The sequence below is a fragment of the Candidatus Defluviilinea gracilis genome, from assembly GCF_057138825.1.
Window position 1 is genome coordinate 22,415 of sequence record NZ_DBNHEF010000074.1, and the last position, 23,888, is coordinate 46,302.

At 55.1% G+C, this 23,888-nt stretch carries 19 protein-coding genes; 11 read left to right on the top strand and 8 right to left on the bottom strand.

Annotated features, from left to right (window positions below; translation table 11 throughout):
* Window positions 1-11: 11 nt before the first annotated feature.
* The 8 genes from AC16KF_RS12825 to mscL all read right to left on the bottom strand — a co-directional run bounded on the left by AC16KF_RS12825 (window position 12) and on the right by mscL (window position 8,717).
* Window positions 12-1,229, bottom strand: coding sequence for a class I SAM-dependent methyltransferase (locus AC16KF_RS12825; RefSeq protein WP_484037723.1), 1,218 nt, complete (start codon window positions 1,227-1,229; stop codon window positions 12-14).
* A gap of 31 nt (window positions 1,230-1,260) precedes the next feature.
* Window positions 1,261-2,265, bottom strand: a complete 1,005-nt coding sequence (locus tag AC16KF_RS12830) for an aminoglycoside phosphotransferase family protein (RefSeq protein WP_484037724.1) — start codon at window positions 2,263-2,265, stop codon at window positions 1,261-1,263.
* An 88-nt stretch (window positions 2,266-2,353) separates the two neighbouring features.
* Window positions 2,354-3,532: a pyridoxal phosphate-dependent aminotransferase gene (locus AC16KF_RS12835; protein ID WP_484037725.1), complete on the bottom strand. Its 1,179-nt coding sequence runs from the start codon at window positions 3,530-3,532 to the stop codon at window positions 2,354-2,356.
* 104 nt (window positions 3,533-3,636) lie between these two features.
* Window positions 3,637-3,846: a hypothetical protein gene (locus tag AC16KF_RS12840; protein WP_484037726.1), complete on the bottom strand. Its 210-nt coding sequence runs from the start codon at window positions 3,844-3,846 to the stop codon at window positions 3,637-3,639.
* Window positions 3,847-3,849: 3 nt separating this feature from the next.
* On the bottom strand, window positions 3,850-4,878 hold the full coding sequence (locus AC16KF_RS12845) for a sugar phosphate nucleotidyltransferase (RefSeq protein ID WP_484037727.1): 1,029 nt from the start codon (window positions 4,876-4,878) through the stop codon (window positions 3,850-3,852).
* A 78-nt stretch (window positions 4,879-4,956) separates the two neighbouring features.
* Window positions 4,957-5,940, bottom strand: coding sequence for an aldo/keto reductase (locus AC16KF_RS12850; RefSeq protein ID WP_484037728.1), 984 nt, complete (start codon window positions 5,938-5,940; stop codon window positions 4,957-4,959).
* A 62-nt stretch (window positions 5,941-6,002) separates the two neighbouring features.
* Window positions 6,003-8,171: an ATP-dependent helicase gene (locus AC16KF_RS12855; RefSeq protein ID WP_484037729.1), complete on the bottom strand. Its 2,169-nt coding sequence runs from the start codon at window positions 8,169-8,171 to the stop codon at window positions 6,003-6,005.
* A 159-nt stretch (window positions 8,172-8,330) separates the two neighbouring features.
* The gene (mscL, locus tag AC16KF_RS12860; protein ID WP_484037730.1) at window positions 8,331-8,717 is read right to left on the bottom strand and encodes a large conductance mechanosensitive channel protein MscL; all 387 of its coding nucleotides are present in this window, start codon (window positions 8,715-8,717) and stop codon (window positions 8,331-8,333) included.
* 252 nt (window positions 8,718-8,969) lie between these two features.
* Here mscL and AC16KF_RS12865 point away from each other — a divergent pair, with 252 nt between their 5' ends.
* From AC16KF_RS12865 to AC16KF_RS12915, 11 genes are all read left to right on the top strand, one after another.
* The gene (locus tag AC16KF_RS12865; protein WP_484037731.1) at window positions 8,970-9,959 is read left to right on the top strand and encodes an ABC transporter ATP-binding protein; all 990 of its coding nucleotides are present in this window, start codon (window positions 8,970-8,972) and stop codon (window positions 9,957-9,959) included.
* A 1-nt stretch (window position 9,960) separates the two neighbouring features.
* Entirely contained in the window at window positions 9,961-10,950 is a 990-nt protein-coding gene (locus AC16KF_RS12870; protein ID WP_484037732.1) for an ABC transporter ATP-binding protein, read from the top strand.
* 95 nt (window positions 10,951-11,045) lie between these two features.
* Complete coding sequence (locus AC16KF_RS12875; protein ID WP_484037733.1) at window positions 11,046-12,842, top strand: peptide ABC transporter substrate-binding protein; 1,797 nt, start codon at window positions 11,046-11,048, stop codon at window positions 12,840-12,842.
* 136 nt (window positions 12,843-12,978) lie between these two features.
* Window positions 12,979-13,980 carry an ABC transporter permease gene (locus AC16KF_RS12880; protein ID WP_484037734.1) on the top strand — a complete coding sequence of 334 codons (1,002 nt, stop codon included), beginning with the start codon at window positions 12,979-12,981 and terminating at the stop codon, window positions 13,978-13,980.
* Window positions 13,981-13,991: 11 nt separating this feature from the next.
* Window positions 13,992-14,978: an ABC transporter permease gene (locus AC16KF_RS12885; protein ID WP_484037735.1), complete on the top strand. Its 987-nt coding sequence runs from the start codon at window positions 13,992-13,994 to the stop codon at window positions 14,976-14,978.
* A gap of 499 nt (window positions 14,979-15,477) precedes the next feature.
* On the top strand, window positions 15,478-17,352 hold the full coding sequence (locus tag AC16KF_RS12890; protein WP_484037736.1) for an ABC transporter substrate-binding protein: 1,875 nt from the start codon (window positions 15,478-15,480) through the stop codon (window positions 17,350-17,352).
* Window positions 17,353-17,513: 161 nt separating this feature from the next.
* Window positions 17,514-18,716, top strand: coding sequence for an ABC transporter permease (locus AC16KF_RS12895; RefSeq protein ID WP_484037737.1), 1,203 nt, complete (start codon window positions 17,514-17,516; stop codon window positions 18,714-18,716).
* Between the two features lie 14 nt (window positions 18,717-18,730).
* Complete coding sequence (locus AC16KF_RS12900; RefSeq protein ID WP_484037738.1) at window positions 18,731-19,726, top strand: ABC transporter permease; 996 nt, start codon at window positions 18,731-18,733, stop codon at window positions 19,724-19,726.
* A 21-nt stretch (window positions 19,727-19,747) separates the two neighbouring features.
* Window positions 19,748-20,791 (top strand): ABC transporter ATP-binding protein, encoded by a 1,044-nt coding sequence (locus tag AC16KF_RS12905; RefSeq protein WP_484037739.1) that lies wholly within the window; start codon window positions 19,748-19,750, stop codon window positions 20,789-20,791.
* Window positions 20,792-20,801: 10 nt separating this feature from the next.
* Complete coding sequence (locus tag AC16KF_RS12910) at window positions 20,802-21,794, top strand: ABC transporter ATP-binding protein (protein WP_484037740.1); 993 nt, start codon at window positions 20,802-20,804, stop codon at window positions 21,792-21,794.
* A gap of 74 nt (window positions 21,795-21,868) precedes the next feature.
* Window positions 21,869-23,797 (top strand): ABC transporter substrate-binding protein, encoded by a 1,929-nt coding sequence (locus AC16KF_RS12915; RefSeq protein WP_484037741.1) that lies wholly within the window; start codon window positions 21,869-21,871, stop codon window positions 23,795-23,797.
* Window positions 23,798-23,888 lie beyond the last annotated feature (91 nt).

Sequence of the window (23,888 nt, forward strand, 5' to 3'; positions counted from 1 at the left end):
AAGTTTTTGCTTTAAAGGAATTGTTTGTACTCATCCCCAAGCAGTTTTTCAAGATACGGCGTGACCTGCCAGAACGATTTTAAATTCCGATACTCTTCAATCCAATGCGCATTTCCTGCGGGTGATGTTTTCACCGAGCGGATCATGAGATTCTTGGCGGTGTGTTCGATGGGGACGAATTGAGTCACGTCGGTGCGATAGCCCATGATACGCAGGATCGCCGCGCGGAAGGTGTCGGTGAGGATGTCTCCCATACGCTCGAAGAATATTCCATCTTTGAAGATGGGCAATAATTGCTCGGGCATAGCGACGCGCGACATTTGCGCCTGTAATTCATGCTGGCAACACGGCGCGCAGACGATCAACTTGCTCCCCCAGCGGATTCCCTGCGCGAGCGCGTCGTCGGTGGCGGTGTCGCAGGCGTGGAGGGCGAGGACAACATTCGGCTTATGTTCGGGGATGTAGCCCTCGATCTCTCCGACGTGGAAGTTGATTCGGCTCCACCCAAGCGATTCCGCCTTCTGCTGGTGACTCGCGATCAAGTCGGCTTTCACATCCACGCCCGTGACGCGCGCGTCGAATTTGAGAATCTCATTTAAATAATAGTAGATCGCAAAAGTGAGATAGGCATTGCCACAGCCAAAATCCACAACATGGATCGGCTCACTGCTCAAAGTCTGGAAGGCTTGCGTTGAGCCTGGTCGAAACGAATCGGTTTCATCCACAAGGCGCAAAAATTCATTGATCTGTTTGAACTTGCGCTGCATATCCGCCCTGATTCTGCCGTCACTTGTCATTATGCCAACCGCTTTGAGAAATGGTTCGGCATTGTCAGCGGATAGGAGTCTGCTTTTCTGGCGGTCGTGCGCGAGATTTGTTTCAACATGCGTCTTTGATGACTTGGGTTCGCTCACCACCGCTTTTCCCCTCTTCGAGATGTTGACCTGCACATTGCCATCCGCGCTTTCGACAAAAATATTTCGGAAGGGGAGAGCGAGCAACTCATCCACTTTGGATGCGGCGTCGGCGAGATGATTTTTCGTGATGTCCTTTTTGTCGTCGAAATAGGAGAATTGCAAATGAATTTCGCCCTTGATCTCCACAGGTCGCACGATCACTTTATTCCATGCGAGCGATGATCCCTTTTGCCCCCCGCTGAAAGTGGCGCGGATCAATCCATCCCTGGCGAGGATGCGTTCGCGGACTAATTTTTTGTAGTCAACTTCCATGGGGAAAGTATATCACCCGCACTTTCAATCGTTAGTCCAACATCTTCTCATACACCATGAACTCCTGCAACAAATTCGGCACGATCCATGCGTATTCGCCGCGCAGGGAGTCGTCCATGCGTGAGATGCCTTGATGCCATGCCAGAGTCTTGACGATGGACGCGACTGGGCGTGAAAGCCGATAAGCGGATGCCAACGCCTCTTTCTCCCCGTACGCCTGCCACGCTTCGAGATACTTTTCCAACAGCCTCGACATCTCCGCCGTAGGCGGCGCCCAATCGTCCAGGTTGAGCGCGATCTCCATGCTGACAAACCAAGTACGGAGGGAGACGAAAGGATGCGTCACGTCGGCGTCGCCCCAATCGAAGAAAGTGATGCATCCGTTCTTGAGTAGGATGTTGCCATCGTGGAAGTCGCCGTGATTGATCGATTCTGGAATCCCATACGCGGCGAGGTCGGCACAAATCTGTTCGAAGCGCGGTTTCAGGTTTTGAAGTTGTTCGAACTCAGCGGAGGTGAGACCCTTTTCCTGATCGATCATCAGACTGGGAGTATCCGCGAGTAATTGCGAATATAACGCGGGCAACGCGGCGAGACGATGATCGGGAACTCCCAACGCGAGAATTGCATCCGCATGTTCAGCAAGCCCCATTTGCAATTTGGCATATTCGATGATGACTGGCTCCCACGCTTTCACATCCTGTGTGGGTCGAGTGGATGCGCGCAATTGCTCGCCGCCATCGCGCATTAACATCCAGCCGCGCGTCGTATCCACTGCGATCAGTTTAGGCACGACATTGGGTTGAAGGCTCGCCAGCAATTGAGTCAACGCGATTTCATAGACCGTCTCAGAGGCGGTTGCTTTAAAGAAGATCATGCCTCTATTTGTTGGAACACGCATCACCGTTGACCAGTGCACTGCATGAGGTTGTTCGATCTCGCCGACGAGTTGAAGTTGATTGCGCGCGGCTTCCGATCGAATCCAAGCGTGTGCCTGTTGTTGCCATTCGGGGTCGTGCCAAATAAGTGTTGACATACTGCTTTGATCCTACTCCTTCACAAGAATCAAAAGGGGCAGACACTGGTCTGCCCCTACAATTCTCTAATCTCTAATTCTCTTTTGTTTACCCATACCTATTCATAAACTTTTCCATCCGATGCAGCGCCTCTTCGATCTTGCTGTATTCGGTGGCGTAGCACATGCGCGCATACCCCTCGCCGCCCGGACCGAACGCATTGCCCGGCACAACTGCAACTGACTCTTCGCGCAATAATTTTTCGGCAAACGTTTCATCGTCCATACCAGAGGCTTGGATGTTGGGAAAGGCGTAGAAAGCGCCGCGCGGCTCGAAGGTCGAGAGACCGAGGCGGTTGAGTCCCGCCACGAGGAGTCTGCGGCGGCGGTCATATTCGAGGCGCATCTCCTCCACGTGCGGGTCGCCAATTTGAAGGGCGGCGAGCGCGGCGTCTTGCGCGGTCGTCGGCGCAGACATGATGCTGTACTGGTGAATCCGCACGAGACCCTGTATCAAGTCCGCGGGTCCGCAAGCATAGCCGATGCGCCAGCCCGTCATCGCGTAGGCTTTTGAAAAACCGTTGATGAGGATCGTGCGATTCTTGAGGCTTTCATCCAGCGCGGGAAAGCAGACGTGTTGAAAATCGTAGACGAGGCGGTCATAGAGTTCGTCGGTGACGACCAGTAAATCAAACTCTTCCGCCATCTTTGCGATCTCGAGCATCACTTCGCGTGTAGCAACCGCGCCTGTGGGATTCGATGGATAACCGATGAAGATCGCTTTTGTGCGCGGCGTGATCGCTTTGCGAATATCGTCGGGGTCAATGCAGAAATTATTCGCTTCGCGCGCAGGCACTTCCACAGCCACGCCGCCCGCCATGATCACTTCGGCTTGATACGAAACGAAACACGGCGTGGGGATGATCACCTCATCGCCAGAATTGAGGATCGCGGTGAACGTGAGGTACAACGCCTCCGAGCCGCCGACCGTCGCGATGATCTCGTTCGTCGGATCGTATTTAATATTGTACAAACGTTTAAGATTATCGGAGATCGCCTGGCGCAATTCCATCTTGCCCCAGTTCGAGGTGTAATGCGTCTCGCCGCTTTGCAGGGAGTGAATGCCCGCGTCGAGGATCGGTTTGGGTGTGGTGAAGTCGGGTTCGCCGATGCCGAGCGAGATCACATCTTTCATCGTCGCGGCGATGTCGAAAAATTTGCGAATGCCCGAAGGCTTCAGTCCCGCCACCCGTTTCGACAGACGTTGAACATTCGTTACTTCCTGCATGGAACCTCCATTAGTTTTTTATGTCGTTGCGAGGAGGGCTTCAGCCCGACGAAGCAATCTCCTCAACGTATTGGGGGTTGCTTCGCTTCGCTCGCAATGACATATTAAATTGGCTGCACTAACCACTCATCGGGAATTTCCCGATACGTCAGATCGAACGCCTGCCCATCGGCGGTCTTCACGCGGAAACCTTTTTCGCTCGGTCCGCGCCAACGCGCGACAATTTCCGCGATCTCATACTTGTATCCCTCCCACGTGAGAGACAGCGGACGCTCCGCATATTCCGAATCAGACCGACATTCGACCATGTTCATATTTTACGACAGAACGACGTAACTATTATCGCCGACATTCAATTGGACGACTTGCCCATCGCCTCTTCCGCGGACTTGAGCCTGTCTGCCCACCATCGAGCGACTCAACGCCGCGTCTTTGATCTCGCATCCCGCCTCGACGATGCTCTCAGCGATCGTGCTGTTCTCGATCTTGCAGTTCGCGCCAATCGAAGCATGAGGTCCAATCGTGGAATTTGAAATCTCCGCCGAGGGATCAATCGCGCAAGGCTCGATGATCTTTACCTGTTTCCCTGTGTATGTGTTTACTTGTTTCCCCATCTTGTCCAGCAAAATTTTATTCGTATCCAGCGTCGCTTCTATCGTTCCCGCGTCTAGCCAACTGAGTCCGTTGTGCGCGCGGACTTTGGCGCCTTTTTCGATCATCACAGAAATGGTATCGGTCAAAAAGAACTCGCCCTTCAAGGTGATGTTCCGTTCCATTTGTTCTTCGATCGCGGCAAGTAACGCCTCCGCGCTTTTGAACCAGTAGCATCCGATCACGACGAGATTATTATCAAACGTGGATGGTTTTTCAATAAACCGCTTCACCCAACCATCCGCGCCCACCTCCGCCACACCGAAGCGACGCGGGTCGGGGAAGGGCAGTACCCATGCCACACCGTCCGATTTTTCCTCGTTGAGAAAAGCGAAATCTGTTTCGATGATCGAATCGGAGAACACCACCATCATCGGTCCGCGCATGAACTCGCGTCCCAGCCAGAGCGCGTGCGATTGTCCCTTCATTTCACTCTGCACAATGTAATGCGCCTTGATGTCGGGATAATTCTCTTTGACGAACGCGGGGATCTGCAACTCGCCGAGATACGGACCAACAATGAAGATGTATTCCACATTGTTGGGGTCGGGCAATGTCTTGAACATATCCATGAGATGTTCAAGCGTGGTTTTGCCTGCCACGCTCACGAGCGGTTTCGGCTTGCTCCACGTGTGCGGACGCATCCGCGTTCCCCAGCCTGCCATAGGAATGAAGATTTTCAATGATTCGGTCATGGGTTAATTGTACCTCGCGTGTATGGTTGACGATAGACGTTGGACAATTGACCATCGTCTATCGTCTATCGTCCAACGTCAGGAATGCCCCAACACAGGATGCGGCTTGTACGGCTCTTCGAGTCGTTTCACTTCATCCTCTGTGAGTTGGATGTCAACTGCGGTGATGGCTTGCTCGAGGTGATCCATCTTCGTCGCGCCGATGATGGGAGCGGAGATATGCGGTTTGTTCATCAGCCACGCGAGCGCGATCTGCGGCACGGTCACGCCGCGTTCTTTTGCTACCTCGCCCGCCCGTTCAACGATGGCGAAATCTTCCTCGCGGAAGTACATGGAATGCCCGAACGTATCGCTCTTTGAGCGCATCGTGTCGCCCCAATCTTCTTTGCGGCGGTTGCCCGCGAGAAACCCTCTTGCCAGCGGACTCCACGGGATGAGTCCCACGCCCTGATCCACGCATTGAGGAATCATCTCGCGTTCCTCTTCGCGATAGACAAGGTTGTAGTGATTCTGCATCGAGATGAAACGACTCCAGCCGCGACGTTCGGCTGTGTGCTGTGCCTTTGCAAATTGCCACGCGTACATCGAAGACGCGCCGATGTATCGCGCCTTGCCCGCGCGGACGACATCGTTCAACGCTTCCATCGTCTCTTCGATGGGAGTCTCATCATCCCAGCGGTGGATCTGGTACAAGTCAACGTAATCCATTTGCAATCGTTGAAGCGATTTGTCAATCGAGTCCATGATGTGCTTGCGCGAGAGTCCTCTGTCGTTCACTTCCTTGCTCATCTGGTTATTGACTTTTGTCGCCACGATCACATGCTCTCGCTTCACGCCAAAATGCTTGAGCAGGTTGCCAGTCACCCGTTCGCTTTCGCCGAGCGAATACACATCCGCGGTATCGAAGAAGTTGATGCCCGCATCGAGCGCGCGTTTGATGAAGGGTTTGGCTTGCTCCTCATCGAGCACCCAATCGCGCCATTGGTTTGAGCCGTAACTCATCATGCCGAGGCACAAGCGCGAAACTTTCATTCCAGTCTTGCCGAGGTTGTTGTAGTGCATGGGTCTCCTTTTGACCATGGACCATGGACGATAGACCATCGTCATTGGTCCATGGTCTATCGTCAAATGATCTTGAGATTCGCCAGACTCGCCGACAATCTTTTTATTCCAACAGACTCAAACACGACATCCACGATTTCGTCGTCGTCTTGGAGTTTGCTGTCTAACACGATGCCTTCGCCCCACGAGGGATGTTTGATGCGCGTCCCAGCGCGGTATTTGGCTGGGGTGACTGAAGCAGGCCTCCCCTGCGTCTGATGCGTTTGCCATTTTGTTTCGGGGACTTGTCCGCGGATGGAACGTCCCGTGCGCGTTTTGCCGACGAGTAAATCCGCAGGCACATCATCCAGGTAACGCGAGGGGAAAGTTTCCTCATGCAAGCCGCGTCCGCCGCGTTGAATGGATCGAATCAAATATAGTTTATCTTTGGCGCGCGTGATGCCGACGTAAAAGAGGCGGCGCTCTTCCTCCATTGATTCGGGATCGTCGAACGAACGGCTGTGCGGGAGGATGCCGTCGTCGAGACCGACGATGAAGACCGCGCCGAACTCGAGACCTTTCGCGGCGTGGAGGGTGAGGAGCGTGGGGACGTTGCCGTCGGCGATGGTGTCTTGATCGGAGATGAGCGCGATGTTTTCGAGGAACTCGTCGAGCGTGCGCGTGGAATATTCATCGGCGAGGCGTTTGAGTTCGACGACATTTTCCCAACGGTCTTCGCCCTCTTCCGATTGATCGTCAATGTAGTCTTTGAAGTTGAGGTCTTTCACGACGCGGTCAAAAAGTTCTGGCACGTTGAGCGTTTGCGCGGCGATGCGCCACGTGGCGAGCATTCCGCCGAAATCTGCAAGCGGAAGCGCGGCGCGACCTGTGAACGATTTCCAATGCGCGGATTGATCGCCGCGCGCGAGGTCAATGAGGACGTTGCCAGGTTGCATTTCATTTTGCCGCGCGACCATGTGCAACGTAGTGAGAGTCTTCTCGCCGATGCCGCGCGGCGGGACGTTGATGATGCGGTCGAGGCTGGCTTCGTCGGCGGGGTTGTGGATGAGGCGCAGGAATGCGATGATGTCTTTGACTTCGCGCCGTCCATAAAATCTCTGCGCGCCGACGAGGCGATAGGGGAGCCGCGCTTGCAAAAACGCTTCTTCAATTAAACGCGACATGGCGTTGGTGCGATACATCACCGCGCAGTCGCCTGGCTCGAATTGCCGCGAGGCGACGAGTTGCGCGATGCTGTCCACAACGAACGAGGCTTCGGCGTAATCGTCGGGCGCTTCGTAGAAAAATATTTTCTCGCCTTCGCCGCGATCGCTAAATAATTTTTTCTTGCGGCGGTTGCGAGCGCGGTCAATAACACCCATTGCCACATCGAGTATGTTTTGCTTGGAACGATAATTTTGTTCAAGCAAGATGGTCTGCGAATCAGGGAAATCCTGATTAAAGCGTTCGATATTGCGCCAGTCAGCCCCGCGCCAAGAATACACGCTCTGGTCCTGGTCCCCGACGCAAAACACATTCCTATTAAAAGAAGCGAGTTCTTTTATTAGGGCGTATTGAGCAAGGTTCGTGTCCTGAAATTCATCCACCAGCACGTGGCGAAACCGCTGGGCATATTTATCTCGCACAGACGGGTTGTCTGCAAGTAAGCGCGCGGTGTACACCAAAATATCGTCGAAATCCACGGCGTTGCTGGCGATGAGTCGCTTTTGATATTCGGCGTACACGCGCTTCACCACTTCGTCGCGATACGTCAGCGTGGGGTAATCGTCCGCGCCGATGAGTTCGTTCTTGGCGCGCGAGATCGAGGCATGCACGCTTGCGGGGCGATAAACTTTTTCATTGATCTTCAATTCACGAATCACATTCTTGACGATGCGTTCCTGATCGTCCGCATCAAAGATCACGAAGTTCGATTCGATGGGGAGGTGTTCCGCCTCGCGTCGCAGAATCCGCGCGCAGATCGAGTGGAACGTGCCGAGCATGATTCCCTCGGTGGCTTGGTCGGGCAATAATTTCTTGACGCGCTCCTGCATCTCCTTCGCGGCTTTGTTGGTGAATGTGACCGCGAGAATCTGCCACGGGCGGACGCCCTCCTCCGCGATGAGGTACGCGATGCGTTGAGTCAACACCCGCGTCTTCCCGGACCCCGGACCTGCCACGACCAAAACGGGTCCGTTCCCGGCTGTGACGGCGGCGCGTTGTTGAGGGTTGAGTGTATCGAGGAAGGACATGGGAAAGATGAAGGTGGATAAGCAGTTATCAGTGAGCAGTGATCGATGGTGAAAAATAGAAAGTAGAAAGAGGAAAGATAACGTCCCGCAGTGTTGTGTCTCAAAACTGCGGGACGTGTTTCCGTGTTTACCTGTCTACGTGTGTAGTTGTTTTCGTATTTACAATTGAGACGTACAGTTCGGACAGCGCTTTGCTTTGATCGAAATCGTGGTGATACAGTAAGGGCATTCTTTGGTGGTAGCTTCCGCGGTTGGGGCGGGCTTTTTTATTCGGTTCATTGTCCGTATGAAAAGGAAAATGACGAAGGCAATGACAAGAAAATCAATGATGGATTGGATGAACGCTCCATACTTGACGACTGCGTCACCAACAGTGAGAGCCAATTCGCTGAAATTGACGCCTCCGAGTAACAGCCCAATCACCGGCATTAAAACGTCGCCCACAAGCGAAGCGACGATTTTGCCGAATGCGCCGCCGATGATCACGGCAATGGCAAGGTCGATCACATTACCGCGTATCACAAAGTCTTTAAATTCTTTCAACATGGAATATCTCCTCAGGGAATATTAATGATGATGCGAATTGTACCGTTGCGGGGAGGCGGTGTCAACAAAGCCACCGGTGGAACGTCAATACTCCTCTGGAAGCGTTGCATATAGTTCTAGAGAACTGATTCTTGCCGAATCCAAGACGGTGTTTTTGATTTTGCCGTATCGTGATTGACGGACTTTTAGAATGGAGTATAATCTGCGCGTGTTTGGCAACAAGATTCCCAGGCTCAAAAGGAAAACATCGAAATGCCTGAACTTTTACTGGATGTGAAAGGGCTGGAAACGACATTCAAAACTCCAGATGGGATTGTCCATGCGGTTAATGGCGTTTCGTTTGGTCTTAAAGAAGGGGAAACCCTAGGCGTTGTGGGGGAGAGTGGGTGTGGTAAAAGCGTTACCATGCTCTCGGTACTAGGTTTGATCCCATCCCCTCCGGGAAAAATCAAATCAGGCACGGCTCACTTTTTCGGCCGCGACCTCCTCAAAATGAGCGCCTCCGAAATTCGTCAGATCCGCGGCGCGCAGATCGGCATGGTCTTTCAAGACCCCATGACCTCCCTGAACCCGGTCTTGACGATCGGGCGGCAACTGGAGGAACCGCTGGTTGTGCATCTCGGCATGACTCGCGCGCAAGCCGCCATCCGCGCGGCGGAACTGCTCGCCATGGTGGGAATTCCAAACGCTAAAGATCGCTTATCCGACTACCCTCATCAATTTTCCGGCGGGATGCGCCAACGCGTCATGATCGCCATGGCGCTGGCCTGCTCACCCCAAGTGCTCATTGCCGACGAACCCACCACCGCGTTGGATGTGACCATTCAGGCGCAGATCACCGACCTCGTAAAACGACTGCGCAGTGAATTGGGCATGGCGATCGTTTGGATCACTCACGACCTGGGCGTGGTTGCCGGCCTGGCGCAGCGCGTCATCGTCATGTACGGCGGCTTCATCATCGAAGAATCAACGGTCAATGATTTGTACGTCAACCCCACGCACCCCTATACCATAGGCTTGCTTGGCAGTCTTCCGCGCGTCGATGCCAGCGGGCATGAAACCCTTACTTCGATCGAAGGCTCGCCTCCGCTCTTATATGAAAAGCCCACTCGCTGTCCCTTTGCGCCGCGATGCAAATGGGCAATGGAACGATGCTGGAAGGAAAACCCGACCCTTGAGACAATTGCGCCGGATCATCGCGTGGCATGCTGGGTTGATGTGAAAACAGGGAGAGCGCGTTGATATGGCTGATAATAATGTGTTGGTACGCGTAGATAATCTTGTAAAGCATTTCCCGATCATGCGCGGCTTGTTTCAGAAGCAAGTCGGCGCGGTGCGCGCGGTAGATGGCCTTTCCTTTGAAGTAAAACGCGGCGAAACGCTGGGACTCGTGGGCGAATCCGGCTGTGGGAAATCGACCACCGGTCGCGCCGTATTACAGTTGTATCGCCCCACCTCTGGCAATGTCCACTTCGACGGGACCGACCTAACGAAGATCAAGGGTGAGGAACTGCGCGCCATGCGCCGCAAGATGCAAATGATCTTTCAGGATCCATACGCCAGCCTGAACCCGCGCATGACCGTGGGAGAGATCGTCCGCGAACCGCTGATCGTCCACAATGTGGCGACCGAATCCGAAGCCAACGAACGCGTCAAGCAACTGCTCGAGCTTGTAAAACTGAACCCATCCTTCTCCACGCGCTATCCGCATGAATTCTCCGGCGGACAACGCCAACGTATCGGCATCGCCCGCGCGCTGGCGTTACAGCCCTCATTCATCGTGTGCGATGAACCCATCTCGGCTCTGGATGTTTCGATCCAGGCGCAGGTGGTGAACCTGCTCGAGGAACTCCAGAAAGAATTTAACCTCACCTACCTGTTCATTGCCCACGATCTTTCGATGGTGCGCCATATCAGCGACCGCGTGGCGGTGATGTATCTGGGCGTTATTGTAGAACTGACCACGCGAGACGAGCTTTACAGCCATCCCCTCCATCCCTACTCGCAAGCCCTTTTATCGGCCGTGCCAATCCCCGACCCGGTGGCTGAAACCGCGCGTCAACGAATCATCCTGACCGGCGATGTTCCTTCGCCAGCCAACCCGCCCTCCGGTTGTCGCTTCCGCACCCGTTGCCCGATCGCTGAAGCAAAATGCGCGGAATCTCGACCGGACTTCCGTGAAATAAAGCCAGGCCACTTTGTCGCCTGTTTCTTTGCCGATCGATATTTGTAAGACAAATCTTGAAAGGAGGTGGTTGCTACCCCCCGATACCCCTGCTCATTTACCAAACGTCGTATCCAAATTTTAATTTTGTGAGGAAAAGAAAAATGCGTAAACTGTTTACCTTACTGAGCATCTTTGTGCTCGCCAGCATGATCCTTTCAGCGTGTGGTCCCACACCGGCGGCCACTGATGCTCCCGCTCAACCCGAGCAACCCGCGGCGACCGATGCTCCGGCTCAACCCGAAGCAACGGAAGCCCCGACCGAAGCCAAAGAGGCTGTCTTGCGGATCAACACCGGTACCTATCCCGATGTGATCGACCCGCAGAAATCCTCCTTCGTCAATGAAATTGGTCACCTCGACAAGATCTACATGGGCTTGACCACATTGAACGAAAAACTCGAAACCGTCCCCGGCGCTGCCGACTCGTGGACGTTCAACGATGACGCCACCCAGTTGGTCTTCACCTTGAAGCCCGGCCTGCTCTACAGCGATGGTTCCGTGCTCAACGCCAAGCGCTTCGAGTATGCCTTCCAACGCAATATCGACCCTGCCACCGCCGGCGAATACGCCTCCATCACCGACGAGATCGTTGGCGCTCCTGAATGGCGCGCCGCCGATACCGCCGCTGAAGGATATGATCCCGAAACCTTCAAAGCCGCGTTGGGCGTCAAAGCCTCGCATGCCGATGGCTCTGCTTGCGCTGACTACGAAGACGCCGCCTGCGATACCCTCACCTTGAACTTCTCGAAGCCCGCCCCTTACTTCGCGACCATCGCGGGTATCTGGGTTGGTTATCCTGCCAAGGAAGAGAACATTGCTGAAGGCGGAGACATCTGGTGGACCAGCTCCAAGTACCAAATTGGTAACGGACCCTTCATCTGGAAGAGCGTGGATCCGTTCGTCAAGTCCGTCTTTGTCCCGAACCCCAACTTCGTGGGTGGCGCTGTCCCAACCTACTCGATGGAATATAGCTACATCACAGATTCCGCTGTTGCCTTCGAAGCCTACCTCAACAATGAATTCGACATCGTTGGCTCCGCGGCGGAAGACCTCCCTGTGATCGATGCCGATGCGGATCTGACCGCCCAGCACGTCAAGTATGCCGGTTCCTGCACCATCAAGATTCAATACAGCCTGCACCCCACCTGGAACGGCCAGCCGAACCCCTTCACCGACAAGAAAGTCCGCGAAGCCTTCGCGTTGGCGTTCGACGCCGAATCTTGGGCGCGTGATGTGGATGGCTCCCTCTCCCTGCCCACCTGGACATGGATTCCTCCCGGCTATCCTGGATACGACGCCAACACCCCGTTGCACTTCGATCCGGAAGCCGCCAAAGCCGCTCTTGCCGCCGCCTCTGAACCCTTCAACTCTGCTGAAAAGTTAAACGCGATGGGCCTCAAGATGGCATTCGCCGATTCAGCCCGCAACCGCCAGCGCCATGAATGGATCGCCGCCCAATACAAGGAAATTCTGGGTGTGGATCTGGCGCTCGACCCGGTTGAGCCCACCACCTACACCGCCATCCAGAAAGACCCGGATACCTACCCGCTTCTCTCCCGCGGCGGCTGGTGCGCGGACTATGCGGATCAACAGAACTGGCTGAGCGTCTACTGGCGCACCGGCACCTTCTCCACCCGCTGGGGTTATTCCAACCCCGAGTTCGATGCGTTGGTGGATGAAGCCGATACCACGATCGATACTGCCAAACGCGCTGAATTGTACGCTCAGGCGCAACAAATCCTGCTCAACGATATCCCTGCCGCTTTCGGTTACAACTCACTCAATCACTATTTGGTGAAGCCGTGGGTTAAGGGCTTCCTAAGCACCCCGCAGGATCACATGTTCCCTGGTGATATCACCCCGTGGACGATCACCATCGACACCTCAATGATCCCGTAAGTTCGGCGCTTCATTGATCTGAACTAACCTTGGGCTGGGGAGCCACACGGTTCCCCAGCCCAACCATTGCTTTGTAAATTATTCCCTTTGAATTCTGCCGCGCGGTTACTCAAATTCCACGCACAAGCGAGTTGCCATGACCACCTATATCATCCGAAGATTACTCTGGTTAATCCCCGTTCTGCTCACCGTTTCCGCGGTGACGTTCGTTGTCATGCGCAGCGCCCCGGGCGGTCCCTGGGATACAGACGCGGAACGTCGTCAGGTGGATGCCGCCACAGCTAAATCGTTGGCGGCTTATTATGGGTTGGATAAGCCCATGTGGCGGCAGTTTTATGCTTACGTGATTGGCGATACGAATAGTCAGACGAAAGAATGGGTCTGTGGCGTGATCTGCGGCAACCTGGGTCCGTCTTACCGCCAGCGCGGACGCACCGTGCAAAACATTCTCTTTTCGCCTCCCGAAGGAAAGTCTTTCTGGCAAAGCCGTTTTGGGTATTCGGTTCGCCTCGGGGTTTTGGCGTTATCCATGGCGATTTTTGTCGGCATTCCATTGGGCATCATTGCCGCGTTGAAACAAAACACGATTGTCGATTACACCGCCTTGTTCATCGCGACAAGCGGCATATCGGTGCCCAGTTTTGTGCTCGCAATTTTTCTGATCATTATTTTTGCTTCGCGCCTGCATTGGATCGATATCGTTGTGGACGATTGGACACAGATCAAATACTGGCTCATGCCTATGGCAGTATTGGGTTTCGGAACCCTGGCATACACTGCCCGCCTGACGCGTTCTTCGATGTTGGAAGTTATGCGGCAGGATTACGTTCGCACCGCGCGCGCCAAAGGGCTTGCCGAACGGATCGTGATCTTCATTCATATGCTCAAGAACGCGCTCATCCCTGTGATCACCATCCTCGGTCCCGCGCTGGCAGGGTTGGTGACTGGTTCGTTCATCATCGAAACCATGTTCAGTTTCCCGGGCATGGGGCGCGCCTATGTGCAGGCGATCGGACAGCGCGATTACTCCATGATCATGGGAACCACCCTCATCTATGCCTTGCTGGTCGCGGTCGCTAACTTGAGCGTGGATATTGTTTATGTATTTATCGATCCGCGCATCCGCCTGGAAGAATAAGAGGACTTGATATGACTGCTCAAACTACAGCGTCCGGTAAGATCGCCGAATTCAACGATGTTTTTCGCCCAAGCAAAAGCCTGGGGCAGGAAGCCTGGTCGAGGCTGATTCGTAACAAGGCATCCATGTTCGGTTTGGTCGTCATCGTCTTCTTCATCTTTCTGGCTGCGTTTGCGTCTGTCATTTCCCCCATGAACCCGCTTGAATTGCATGGCGGAAAACGATTCCTGCCTCCGCCGTTTGACCCCGGCGCGACAAATATCAAAGCCGAGCCCGAATTCCTGCTGGGCACCGATTCGCTGGGGCGCGATACCCTTAGCCGCACCATCTATGGCGCGCGCGTTTCCATGGTGGTCGGTTTTCTTCCCACGATCATCATCCTCTTGCTGGGAACCACGGTCGGTATGTTGGCAGGATATATTGGCGGCCGCACCGACAACTTCCTCATGCGCCTGACCGATGTGATCTACGCATTCCCAGACCTGTTGTTCTTCATCATCATCATGGTTGCCCTGCGCGATACGTTTATCGGGCAGTTTATGAACGGTTTGGTTTTGTTGTTCGCCGCGCTTGCCATTGTCAATTGGGTGGGCGTGGCGCGCCTCGTGCGCGGGCAGGTCTTATCTATCAAACAAAAGGAATTTGTCGAGGCGGCGCGTTGTATTGGCGCCAAAGATCAGCGCATTATGTTCCGCCATATTCTTCCCAACTGCCTCAGCCCGTTGATCGTGAGCGCGGCGTTTCTCATCCCGGGTTTGATCATCACAGAAGCCATTCTGGGTTATTTGGGCGTCGGTTTAAGACCCGCCACTGATAGCGCCAGTTTCTTCATCACCAGTTGGGGCGCGCTCATGCTGGATGGGCAGTCTGCGATCAACTCACAACCATATCTATTGCTTGCCCCCGCCGCTTGTGTTGCCCTGGTCGTCCTTGCCTTCACCTTTCTCGGCGATGGCTTGCGCGACGCGCTCGATCCGCGTATGCGCGGCACGCAATAGATACATCGATTGGGTTTATCGGATACCCCGGCGCATATGTGTTGGGGTATTTTTATAAAAAGTGGCTCTACCGTTATTAACGGGAAAGCCCAAAAACCTTAGCCACGGATTTCATAAATTCACACGGATTGTTCAAAACATTCGTGAACATCCGTGTAAATTCGTGGCAAAGAATCTTCCTGCGAGTCGTAATCCCGTCAGAAACAGGAGAGCCTAAAAAGTAAACCCCTCTAGAGGACTGTTTTTCGACAATACCAAAGTTCCGTTTCCTTAAATATATGTCGTTTTCTCTCAATTCTCTGGTATTACCGTTGACGCTCGAATAGAATTGGATATAATTCCGCTACCTATGAGCCGGACACAGTGTCTAGTCCAATATCTGGCGCTGTCCGATGATGAATCCACTGATTCAGAAAGGAGTGTTGCGGGGAACCAACTGCCCATCTCATTCGAGCGTTCACATCAAAAAATAAATCAAAATTTGTAGGAGAGAAATCCAATGTCCAAGAATCGAACTATGATCGTTCTCGGGTTGCTCGTGGTCGCAAGCATGGTTCTTTCGGCTTGCGGCACGCCCGCTCCCGCCGAGCCCGCTGAACCCGTTGTGGTGACTCAGGAAGTCGTCGTGACCGAGGTTGTGGAAGTTGAGCGCGAAGCGTTCACCACGCCGCACCCGATCCTCGGCGACCTCAAGGTCCGCCAGGCGCTTTCATACTGCACCAACAAGTCTGACCTGCTTGCCTCGGTCTACCCGCTCACCAGCGAAGAGACCCGCGCCAACTTGGTCATGCACACCTTCATCCCGCGCGATCACTGGGCGTATGCCGGCGATGACAACATCACCATCTATCCCTACGATCCCGATCAGGGCCGCGCATTGCTCGATGAAGCCGGCTGGACCCTCGCCGAAGGCGCGTCTTTCCGCACCAATGCCGATGGCGACGAACTGGCTTTGCAATTCACCACCACCAGCGCCGCCTTCCGCCAGACCTGGGCCGCGATCTGGGAACAGCAGATGGCTGACTGCGGTGTTCGCATCGTTCGTCTGCATGCCCCTGCCTCGTGGTGGTTCGGCGATACCACAGGTATTGCCCGCCGCGATTACGAACTCGGCGCGTTCGCCTGGGTTGGTCAAGCTGACCCCGGTGGCCAAACCCTGTATGCTTGCGATCAGATTCCCACCCCGAACAACGGCTGGGAAGGCCAGAACGCCATGGGTTGGTGTAATGAAGCCGCCAGCACGAACATCAAATTGGCGAACAATACCCTTGTGAAAGACGAACGCATTGCCGCGTACACGATTGTCCAACAAGAATTCACCAAGGATGTTCCGAGCATTCCGCTTTTCAACCGCACCGACACCTATGCATACAACGCAAAGTTGACCGGCATCGAACCGAAACCGGGCGAACCGTATTACACCTACAACGTTTCCGATTGGGCGCTAGACGGTAGCGACACCATCATCATGGGCTTCACGCAGGAACCTGCCTCGCTCTTCACGCTCGTGGAAGACGCGTTTGTCGCCCAACTTGCCTATACCCTCATCCGCCCGAACCAATCCACTGGTTTGAACTATGACTTCCAGGCTCAGTTGGTGAAACAACTGCCCACCATCGAAAATGGCGGCACGACCAACAACGATGTGGAAGTAAAAGAAGGCGATAAAGTTGTGGATGTCAATGGCGATGTGGTCGACCTCGCGGCTGGCGTCAAAGTCAAGAATGCGGCTGGCGAAGAAGTTGAATTCACCGGCGGCACCGTGATGATGAAGCAATTGGTTTCCCGCTTCGATATCATCGACGGACTCACCTGGGAAGACGGCACGCCCGTTTCTGCCGCCGACCTCGAATTGGGCAAGAAGATCGCCTGCGATCCTGAATCCGGCGCAACCTCCTTCATCGTCTGCGACAAGACCGCCAGCGCCACCTTCGATGGCGTTGGATACACCCAGACCTGGATCCCCGGCGTTCAAGACCCGCTATACTTCCTCCCTGTGTGGCCCATCTACCCTGCTCATCAGTTGGGCGATGTTCCCGCCAAAGAATGGACGACCAACCCCCTCGTGGCTGAAACCCCGCTTTCCTACGGTCCCTATAAGATCGTCAGCTGGGAAAAAGGCGTCAAGATGGAATTCACCGCCAACGAGTTCTGGCCCGGCGGCGTGACCACCCCGAACATCGTGATCCAGATCATCACGCCCGAATCGCAGGAAACCCTCCTGCTCGGCGGTGAGATCGACATCCTCGATTCAACCTCGCTCGTCGGTCTGACCGAAACGCTTGTCGCCGCTGAAGGCGAAGGCAAGATCAAAACGATTGTGGAACCGAGCGCGACCTGGGAGCACATCGACATCTCCCTGTTTGTCCGCTAAGTTGAGCAATTGCGCGTGTTAGAAAGAAGGTGTGCCTCGCAAGAGGCACACCTTCCTATAATAGACTTTATCGGCGCTAAGGAAAAACGTTCCGAAAGTTGGTATGTGTCCTTTAACCCGCGTGAAAAAGCCTTTAAAGTCTAATACCAAGAGGTTTCACTATGACAGCCTATTTCATTCGGCGTATTTTACAAATGATCTTAGTGGTATTGATTTCAGCGATTGCTTCGTATGCCTTGTTGAACCTTGCTCCCGGCGGACCTCTCCAGGGCTTGCGTCAGATTCAACAAGGCGGGCGGTTTCAGATCACCGAAGATGATATTGCGCGCATCCGCGCCTATTTCGAATTGGATTTATTTTTACCGTATCGTTTTACCCGTTGGTTGATCGGCGAGCCGCGCGGACCCCTCGTGATCGGCGGACAGGAATATTTCGCCGACCTGAAGGTGGGCTGCCGGAAGCCGATCGAATCGGAAAAATTGAACGAAGATACCGGAGAATACGAATCGATCATTACCGGCTGTAAAGAAGACGTATTGATGAAAGACCTGGTGGGGCGCCGCACCAGTCGAGGGGTTCTGCTCGGCGACTTTGGGTTATCATGGAAGGTGCTCCGCGATCGCCCGGTAACAGAACTTTTAGCGAGCCGCATTCCAAAGACGATCCAACTGATCGGCTTGCAATCCCTTCTTTCGATCCTCATCGGCATCCCGCTTGGGGTCTATTCCGCCATACGCCAATATTCCCGCTTTGATTACATCTTCACATCGCTCGCGTTCATGGGCTCTGCCATGCCCACCTTCTTCTTTGGCATTCTGTTGATTCTCGCGTTTTCCATCATCCCGAAAGACGCCGGGTGGGCGTACCTGCCGGCTGGGCTATCCGAATCCATCCGCGATTATTCCATCCCCATCATCGGGGCAGTGGAGGCGGGGTCGCTCAAAGACCGCTTCCTGCACTTGATCCTCCCGCTCACCGTGTTGACCATGGTGAGCATCGCCGGCTGGAGCCGCTTCGTCCGCGCCAGCATGCTCGAGGTGATGCGTCAGGATTACGTTCGCACCGCGCGCGCCAAAGGATTGTCTGAGCGTGTGGTCATCATGCGCCACGCGTTTCGCAACGCGCTCATCCCCTTCATCACCATTGTAGTCTTCACCCTGCCCGGTCTGTTCGGCGGCGCCATCATAACGGAAAGCATCTTCGCCTGGCCCGGGATGGGGTTGCTATACATCAAAGCCCTGGGAGACTTTGATTACCCGGTGGCCATGTCCATCTTCTTCATCCTTGCCGTGCTGACCGTGATCGCGACCCTGCTCAGGGATGTGCTGTATACGCTTGTCGATCCAAGAATCCGATTGTCGTAACGAGGTCTTAGCCCATGTCTGCCGCACAGGTCGCATCCCTTTCCCCTGAAGCCGTTACCATCGAAGAGCGTTCGCCGTTCCAAATCGTCATGCGCCGCTTCCAGCGTCACCGCCTGGCGATGATTTCGCTTATCATCATGCTGGCGATGTTCACGATTACCATCCTCGCGCCGTATATCGCTCCTTTTAAAATTCAAGAACTCTCGGTCAATAAATATTTTGTCCCCTGGGGAACCGTGGACGCGGAAACGGGCCGCGTGCACCACATGGGCACAGATAACATCGGGCGCGATTACTTCTCCCGCCTGATCTACGCCGGGCGCATATCGCTGACGGTTGCCATCCTTTCGGTTCTCATCTCCGAAACGATCGGCATCGTTATCGGAGCGATCTCCGGCTTCTTCGGCGGATGGACCGACACCATCCTCATGCGCTTCGTCGAATTCATGCTGACGATCCCTCAACTACCATTACTACTGATCATCTCCTCCATGCTCTTGCGAAACGAAGAACTGATCGCCATCCCGGACCCGGTCTTGAAGTTCATGGGCGATATCCTCCTGCTTAGCCCCCGCGATTCGCGCAATGCCGTGCTGATCGTGATGGTGCTGGCGGGCTTCGGCTGGCTCAGCGCGGCGCAACTCATGCGCGGCACCGTGCTCTCCCTGCGCGAACAAACTTTCGTCGAAGCCTCGCGATCGCTGGGCGCCTCGAACTTCCGCATCATCATGCGCGATATGATCCCCAACGCCATGGCGCCCATCATCGTGGATGCCTCCCTCGGCTTGGCGGGCTACATTGTGGGCGAAGCCGCGCTCGCCTTTTTAGGTTTCGGGATTGCCGATCCAGTTCCTACGTGGGGGAATATGCTTGCCGCTTCACAACAATTTATGCTGGATCGCCCGTGGTTGCCGCTCGTGCCGGGGCTCCCCATCTTCATCTGCTCCCTCGCCTTCAACTATATCGGCGACGGTTTGCGCGACGCGCTCGACCCGCGCCTCAAGCTGTAATTTCTTCCTTCGGAGACTTCCGTGACTGACACAAACGAAGCACAAAAACCCCTGCTCGAGATCCGAAATCTTCAGACCCATTTCTTCACCGAAGACGGGGTGGTGAGAGCGGTGGACGGAGTCGACATTACGGTGTACCCTGGTGAAGTGCTGGGCATCGTGGGCGAATCGGGATGCGGCAAGAGCGTTACATCGCTTTCCATTATGCGCTTGATCAGCCAGCCCGGAAAAGTGGTGGGCGGCGAGATCTTGTTCGACGGCAAGGATTTGTTGAAACTCCCGGAAGCCGAAATGATGGCGGTGCGAGGCAACCGGATTTCGATGATCTTCCAACAGCCCCAAACCTCGCTTAACCCGGTCTTCCGCGTGGGCGAGCAGATCGGCGAAGTGCTGAATGTTCACCAGGATTTCGGCAAGGAAGCCGCCCAAAAACGCACCGTCGAATTGCTCAAGCTAGTCGGCATCCCCGATGCCGAACGCCGCGCTGAAGCCTTCCCACATGAACTCTCGGGCGGCATGGCTCAGCGCGTGATGATCGCCATGGCGCTTGCCTGTCTCCCCGATTTGTTGATTGCCGATGAACCGACGACCGCGCTCGACGTGACGATTCAAGCCCAAATTTTGGACCTGATGCGAAACATGCGCGAACAATTCGGGTCGGCGGTCATCCTCATCACGCACGACCTCGGTGTTATCGCCGAAATGGCAGATCGCGTCGCGGTGATGTATGCCGGTGAGATCGTCGAACAGACGAGCGTGCTCAGCCTGTTCAAGGAACCTTTGCATCCCTACACAAAGGGGTTGATCGGCTCCACGCCCGTGCTGGGGCGGGTGCGCGAAAAATTGGACGTGATCCCCGGCGCGGTTCCCAACCTGGTTAACCTGCCAAAGGGATGCCGTTTTGCGCCGCGTTGCGCCGCGCGCATTCAACACAACCTTGCCATCTGCACCGAGCAGGACCCCGACCTGATTCAATACGATGAGGGTCACATCATTCGCTGTTGGCTGTATCAGGATTCCAGCCAACACACCGCGCCCCTCAAAAAATCCATCCAAGTAGAGTGACAATATGCCGATGAATCCACCCAATGAAAAATACGACCTCGTTGTCGTCAAAGACCTGGTGAAATATTTTCCCATACGCGCCGGCGTGCTTCAACGCGTAAAAGCGCACGTGCAAGCAGTGGACAAGATCAGCTTCTCGGTGAAGGAAGGCGAAACGCTGGGCATGGTAGGCGAATCCGGTTGCGGAAAGACCACCGTCGGGCGCGCCATCCTGCGCTTGATCGAGCCAACCTCCGGGTCGGTTTTCATCAACGGCGAGGATATCGTGCAAATGCGCTCGCGGTCGCTCAAACAAGCCCGCCGCAACATGCAAATGATCTTCCAAGACCCATATGCCTCGCTCAACCCGCGCCTGCCCATCGGCGAATCGGTCATGGAAGGCTTGCACATACACGGCATTGGTCACCCCAAAGAACGCTGGGATATTGCCATCAACATGTTGAAGAAAGTGGGGCTCGAGGATTATCACGCCCGCCGCTACCCGCACGAATTCTCCGGCGGTCAGCGCCAACGCATCGGCATTGCGCGCGCGCTTGCCCTGCAACCCAAATTCATCGTCTGCGACGAACCGGTCTCCGCGTTAGATGTGTCCATCCAATCGCAAGTGCTGAACATCCTCAAAGATTTGCAGGCAGAGTTCGGGCTTACCTATTTATTTATCGCCCACAACATGAGCGTGGTCGAACACATCTCAGACCGCGTGGCGGTGATGTACCTCGGCAAAATGGTGGAACTTGCCGAACGCGAAGAACTCTTCCGCAACCCGCTTCACCCGTACACCAAAGCCCTCATGTCGGCGATCCCGATCCCCGATCCGACCGTGAAGCGCGAGCGCATCATCCTTAAAGGCGATGTGCCCAGCCCGTTGAACCCGCCGAAGGGATGCCGCTTCCATCCGCGTTGCCCGGTGGCGATCGATCTCTGTTCGCAACAGGAGCCTGAGTTCAAGGAACTCGCGCCGGGGCATTTCGTCGCCTGCTGGGTCGCGGAACAAAACGGATAAGCGAATAAAACCCGCGACGCAACAACGCCGCGGGTTTCGTTATAATGGGAGGAATACACCGAATGGAATTGCCCATGAAAAAACTCATTTCAAGTTTTATGATTCTGCTCATCCTCGCTTCGTGCGCCCCGCAACAAGAGACGGAAATCCCCACCCTGCCCGACGCGCCGACTGAAACACCCGCGCCTCTTCCCACCGCCACGCCTGCCACGCGCGCCCTCAACATTTGCCTCGGGGAAGAGCCAACCAGCCTCTACCCCTACGGCAGTTTGAACGCCGCCGCGCGCAGCGTGCTTTCCGCCATTTACGACGGACCCATGGATGTGGTCGAATATGGATACGAACCGGTCATCCTCGAAAAGATTCCAAACCTTGAAGACGGCGACGCCCAGATCGAAACCGTGACCGCGCAACCTGGCGACCAGATCGTGGACGCAAGCGGTAACGTGGTCGGGCTGATCAAAGGCACACAACTCTACCCGAGCGGATGCCGAAACGATGACTGCAAGGTGACCTACGACGGCGTCAGTAACATCATCATGGACCAAATGGTCGTCACCTTCACCATGCTCGCAGGCTTGCAATGGTCCGACGGCGCGCCGCTCACCGCGAGTGATTCGGTCTTCTCATTCGAGATTGCCGCCAACGACGCCACCCCAGGCTCCAAATTTCTGATCGACCGCACGCAAGCGTACGAAGCCGCCTCCGATGGCGTGACCATTCAATGGTGGGGAATGCCCGGCTTTATCGATCCCGATTATTACACCAACTTCTTCATGCCCTTGCCTCAGCATCTATGGGGAGAGCAATCTCCCGCCGAGTTGGCGCGGCTTGACCTTTCGGCGCGCTTCCCGCTGGGTTGGGGTCCCTATATTGTGAAGGAATGGAACGCCGGCGAAAATATCCTGCTTACGAAAAACCTGAATTACTTCCGCGCCTCGAGCGGCCTGCCCCACTTCGACGAATTGAACTTTATCATCATGCTCGATTCAAACGCCGCCCTCAGCGCCCTGTTGGAGGGCAAGTGCGACGTTCTCGACCCAACCGTTCACCTCGATGGACAGGTGGGTTTGCTTCAGCAATTGGAATCGCAAGGGCAGGCAAAACTCATCACCGCCCAAACAATGACGATGGAATGGCTTGGCATCGGCGTGTCGCCGTCTGCCTATGACGACGGCGTGAAATCGCAAACCGATCGCCCCGATCTTTTCGGCGATGCGCGTATGAGGCAGGCGCTGGCATACTGCCTCGACCGCCAGAAAGTGGTGGATACGGTATTATTCGGGCTTTCACAAGCGCCCGATAGTTACCTGCCATCCGATCACCCGCTTCACAATGGCAACCTCCAAACGTACACCTTCAACCCCCAAGCCGGGAAAGACTTGCTCGATGCCGCCGGCTGGTTGGATTCAGACAACGACCCAACCACGCCGCGGCTGGCGTTTGGAGTAACGAGCGTGCCCGCTAGAACACCGCTGGTTCTCGAGTACTACACCACCACCGCCACCCAGCGCCACCAGGTAACCGAGATCTTCGCGCAATCGCTTGCCGAATGCGGCATTGGGTTAAACACCGTGTTCTACGACGCGCCGAATTTTTACGCGCAAGGACCGATCGGACCTTTGTTCAGCCGGCAGTTCCAACTTGCCGAATACGCCATCGGCGTCAACAGCCTCGAACCGCAATGCGGTTGGTTCACCTCGGCGCAAATTCCCACCGAAAAAAACCACTGGCTGGGCACGAACATCAGCGGCTATAAAAACCCGGAGTTCGACAAGGCGTGCGCGCAAGCCTTGCGATCGTTGCCCGGCGAACCGGAATACGCTTCACACCAACAAGCGCAGGCGATCTTCGCCTCCGAACTCCCGTCCATTCCGCTGTACCTGCGGCTTCGAGTTGCCGCCGCTCGCGCGGAGTTATGCGGCTTTCACCTCGACCCCTCTTCCAACTTCCCGCTCGCCGAAATCGAACTCTTCGATGATGGGGCCGGTTGTACACCCTAGCGGATGAACCCGCTTCATTCCGCCAGTGCGTCTGATTCCAACCCTGTAAAGTGTTTTCTCTCGCGCAGTAATTTGCTATAATGCGCCCATC

What these genes read in the sequence shown, in the direction of transcription:
- AC16KF_RS12825 (WP_484037723.1), bottom strand. Translation starts at nt 1,229, where the DNA reads ATGGAAGTTGACTACAAAAAATTAGTCCGCGAACGCATCCTCGCCAGG.
- AC16KF_RS12830 (WP_484037724.1), bottom strand. Translation starts at nt 2,265, where the DNA reads ATGTCAACACTTATTTGGCACGACCCCGAATGGCAACAACAGGCACAC.
- AC16KF_RS12835 (WP_484037725.1), bottom strand. Translation starts at nt 3,532, where the DNA reads ATGCAGGAAGTAACGAATGTTCAACGTCTGTCGAAACGGGTGGCGGGA.
- AC16KF_RS12840 (WP_484037726.1), bottom strand. Translation starts at nt 3,846, where the DNA reads ATGAACATGGTCGAATGTCGGTCTGATTCGGAATATGCGGAGCGTCCG.
- AC16KF_RS12845 (WP_484037727.1), bottom strand. Translation starts at nt 4,878, where the DNA reads ATGACCGAATCATTGAAAATCTTCATTCCTATGGCAGGCTGGGGAACG.
- AC16KF_RS12850 (WP_484037728.1), bottom strand. Translation starts at nt 5,940, where the DNA reads ATGCACTACAACAACCTCGGCAAGACTGGAATGAAAGTTTCGCGCTTG.
- AC16KF_RS12855 (WP_484037729.1), bottom strand. Translation starts at nt 8,171, where the DNA reads ATGTCCTTCCTCGATACACTCAACCCTCAACAACGCGCCGCCGTCACA.
- mscL (WP_484037730.1), bottom strand. Translation starts at nt 8,717, where the DNA reads ATGTTGAAAGAATTTAAAGACTTTGTGATACGCGGTAATGTGATCGAC.
- AC16KF_RS12865 (WP_484037731.1), top strand. Translation starts at nt 8,970, where the DNA reads ATGCCTGAACTTTTACTGGATGTGAAAGGGCTGGAAACGACATTCAAA.
- AC16KF_RS12870 (WP_484037732.1), top strand. Translation starts at nt 9,961, where the DNA reads ATGGCTGATAATAATGTGTTGGTACGCGTAGATAATCTTGTAAAGCAT.
- AC16KF_RS12875 (WP_484037733.1), top strand. Translation starts at nt 11,046, where the DNA reads ATGCGTAAACTGTTTACCTTACTGAGCATCTTTGTGCTCGCCAGCATG.
- AC16KF_RS12880 (WP_484037734.1), top strand. Translation starts at nt 12,979, where the DNA reads ATGACCACCTATATCATCCGAAGATTACTCTGGTTAATCCCCGTTCTG.
- AC16KF_RS12885 (WP_484037735.1), top strand. Translation starts at nt 13,992, where the DNA reads ATGACTGCTCAAACTACAGCGTCCGGTAAGATCGCCGAATTCAACGAT.
- AC16KF_RS12890 (WP_484037736.1), top strand. Translation starts at nt 15,478, where the DNA reads ATGTCCAAGAATCGAACTATGATCGTTCTCGGGTTGCTCGTGGTCGCA.
- AC16KF_RS12895 (WP_484037737.1), top strand. Translation starts at nt 17,514, where the DNA reads ATGACAGCCTATTTCATTCGGCGTATTTTACAAATGATCTTAGTGGTA.
- AC16KF_RS12900 (WP_484037738.1), top strand. Translation starts at nt 18,731, where the DNA reads ATGTCTGCCGCACAGGTCGCATCCCTTTCCCCTGAAGCCGTTACCATC.
- AC16KF_RS12910 (WP_484037740.1), top strand. Translation starts at nt 20,802, where the DNA reads ATGAATCCACCCAATGAAAAATACGACCTCGTTGTCGTCAAAGACCTG.
- AC16KF_RS12915 (WP_484037741.1), top strand. Translation starts at nt 21,869, where the DNA reads ATGAAAAAACTCATTTCAAGTTTTATGATTCTGCTCATCCTCGCTTCG.